The 2,652-nt window shown below is 74.5% G+C and carries 1 protein-coding gene and 2 pseudogenes; all 3 read left to right on the top strand.

What is annotated here, in order from left to right:
• Nucleotides 1–188, top strand: a pseudogene (locus H5J33_RS36855) (M23 family peptidase); the annotation flags it as partial.
• Nucleotides 189–247: 59 nt separating this feature from the next.
• Nucleotides 248–2,095: a transketolase gene (locus H5J33_RS30515; protein ID WP_181798009.1), complete on the top strand. Its 1,848-nt coding sequence runs from the start codon at nucleotides 248–250 to the stop codon at nucleotides 2,093–2,095.
• Nucleotides 2,092–2,652 (top strand): annotated as a pseudogene (locus tag H5J33_RS30510) (ATP-dependent DNA ligase); the annotation flags it as partial. The gene H5J33_RS30515 and the pseudogene H5J33_RS30510, both read left to right, overlap by 4 nt.

The raw sequence follows: 2,652 nt of genomic DNA, 5'->3' as shown, positions 1-2,652 counted from the left end.
GCGGCCCCGGGGAGCCCGGCGCGCCGGACGCCCACGAGGGACACGAACGGGCCGAGGGCGCCGGGGGAGACGAGCCCATGACCCACGGCAGCAGGGGAATCAGGCCGGACGGCCACCCCGCCCCCGCCCCGCACCCCGACAGCCCGGACCCGGCCGGCTCCACCGACACCCCCGACCCGGCCGGCTGAACCCGTAAGCGGACCGCAGCCGGCCCCCGGCACAACCGTGAAGGAGACCTAGGAGACTCATGAACACCGACGAACTCGCCGAACTCGGCCAGCAGTTGCGCGTGGACAGCGTGCGGGCGTCCGCCGCCGCCGGATCGGGGCACCCCACGTCCTCGATGTCCGCCGCCGATCTGCTGGCCGTCCTGCTCGCCAACCACCTCCGCTACGACTTCGAGCGCCCCGAACACCCCGCCAACGACCGCTTCGTGCTGTCCAAGGGACACGCCTCCCCGCTGCTGTACGCCGCGTACAAGGCGGCCGGCGCGATCGAGGACGGCGAACTGGTCACCTTCCGCAAGCTCGGCAGCCGGCTGGAGGGCCATCCGACGCCCCGCAGGCTGCCCTGGGTGGAGACGGCCACCGGCTCGCTCGGCCAGGGCCTGCCGGTCGGCGTCGGCATCGCGCTCGCCGGGAAGCGGCTGGACCGCACCGGCTACCGGGTGTGGGTGCTGTGCGGCGACAGCGAGCTGGCGGAGGGCTCGGTGTGGGAGGCCGCCGAACACGCGGGTTACGAGAACCTGGACAACCTGGTCGTCGTCGTGGACGTCAACCGGCTCGGCCAGCGCGGCCCCACCCGGCACGGCCACGACCTGGACGCCTACGCCCGCCGCTTCCAGGCCTTCGACTGGCACACCATCCAGATCGACGGACACGACATCGACAAGATCGACCGGGCCTACGGGGAGGCGCTGTCCACCGTCGGGCAGCCCACCGTGATCCTGGCCCGCACCCTCAAGGGCAAGGGCGTCGCCGCCGTGGAGGACCGCGAGGGACTGCACGGCAAGCCGCTGCCCGAGGCCGAGGAGGCCATCGCCGAACTCGGCGGGCCGCGCGACCTGCGGGTCCGGGTGAGCGAACCGCAGGTCGCCGCCGCGCTGCGCTCCCTCACCACCGAGGCGGTCCGGCTGCCGCGCTACGAGGTGGGCGAGGAGGCCGCCACCCGGGACGCCTTCGGCAAGGCCCTGGCCGCGCTCGGCACCGCGCGCGGCGACGTCGTCGCCCTGGACGGCGAGGTCGGCGACTCCACCCGCACCGAGGAGTTCGCCAAGGAACACCCCGACCGCTACTTCGAGTGCTACATCGCCGAGCAGCAGCTGGTCGCGAGCGCGGTCGGCATGGCCACGCGGGGCTGGGTGCCGTACGCGTCCACGTTCGCCGCGTTCCTCACCCGCGCCCACGACTTCGTCCGCATGGCGTCCATCAGCGGCTCCGGGATCAACCTGGTCGGCTCGCACGCCGGTGTCGCCATCGGCCAGGACGGACCGTCGCAGATGGGCCTGGAGGACCTGGCGATGTTCCGGTCCGTGTACGGCTCCACGGTGCTCTACCCGTGCGACGCCAACCAGACGGCCCGGCTGGTCGCGGCCATGGCCGGGCTGGACGGCATCCGCTACCTGCGCACCTCCCGGGGCAAGACGCCGGTGATCTACGGCCCGGACGAGGAGTTCCCGGTCGGCGGGAGCAAGACGCTGCGCTCCGGCGGCGCCGACCGGCTGACGATCGTCGCGGCCGGGGTGACCGTACCCGAGGCGCTGACGGCCGCCGACCGGCTCGCCGAGGAGGGCATCGAGGTGCGGGTCGTCGACCTGTACTCGGTCAAGCCCGTCGACGCCGCCACCCTGCGCCGGGCCGCCGAGGAGACCGGCTGCCTGCTCACGGTGGAGGACCACCACCCGGAGGGCGGCCTCGGGGACGCCGTCGCGGAGGTGTTCGGCGACGGCCGGCCGGCCCCCCGGCTGGTCCGGCTGGCGGTGCGCACCATGCCGGGCTCGGCCGCCCCGGACGAGCAGCTGCACGCGGCCGGCATCGACTCCGTGGGCATCGCGGCGGCGGCAAGGCTGCTGGTCGAGGGGGCGGTCGTGCGATGAGCCACGGCGCCGCCCGGACGGTCCGTGCGGGCCGGCGCACGGTGGAGATCCAGCGGCCGGGGAAGGTCCTCTTCCCCGGCCGGGACGGCGCGCCCGAGTACACCAAGGGCGACCTCGCCGACTACTACCGGTCCGTCGCGCCGTATCTGCTGCCGCACGTGCGGGGCCGTCCGCTGATGCTGGAGTGCTGTCCGGACGGCCTGGACGGCGAGCGGTTCATGCAGAAGAACGTCCCCCGGCACTACCCGGGGTGGATCACCCGCGCCGAGGTCGCCAAGGAGGGCGGCACGGTCACCCACGTCGTCTGCGACGACACCGCGACCCTGCTGTACCTCGCCGGCCAGGCCTGCGTCACCCTCCACCGTTGGCCGGCGCGCACCGACCGGGCCGGCGGCCCCGGACACCCCGACCGGCTGGTCTTCGACCTCGACCCTCCCGGCGAGGACTTCGCCGCCGTCCGGGAGGCGGCCGGATGGCTGCGGGAGCTGCTGACGGAGCTGGGACTGCCCGCCGCCCCCATGACCACCGGCTCACGCGGCCTGCACCTCGTCGTCCCG

It is taken from the genome of Streptomyces sp. WELS2, from assembly GCF_013870595.1.
Taxonomy (GTDB): domain Bacteria; phylum Actinomycetota; class Actinomycetes; order Streptomycetales; family Streptomycetaceae; genus Streptomyces.
The sequence above is the reverse complement of the archived record's forward strand: the minus strand, read 5'-3'. Positions and strand labels throughout refer to the sequence as shown.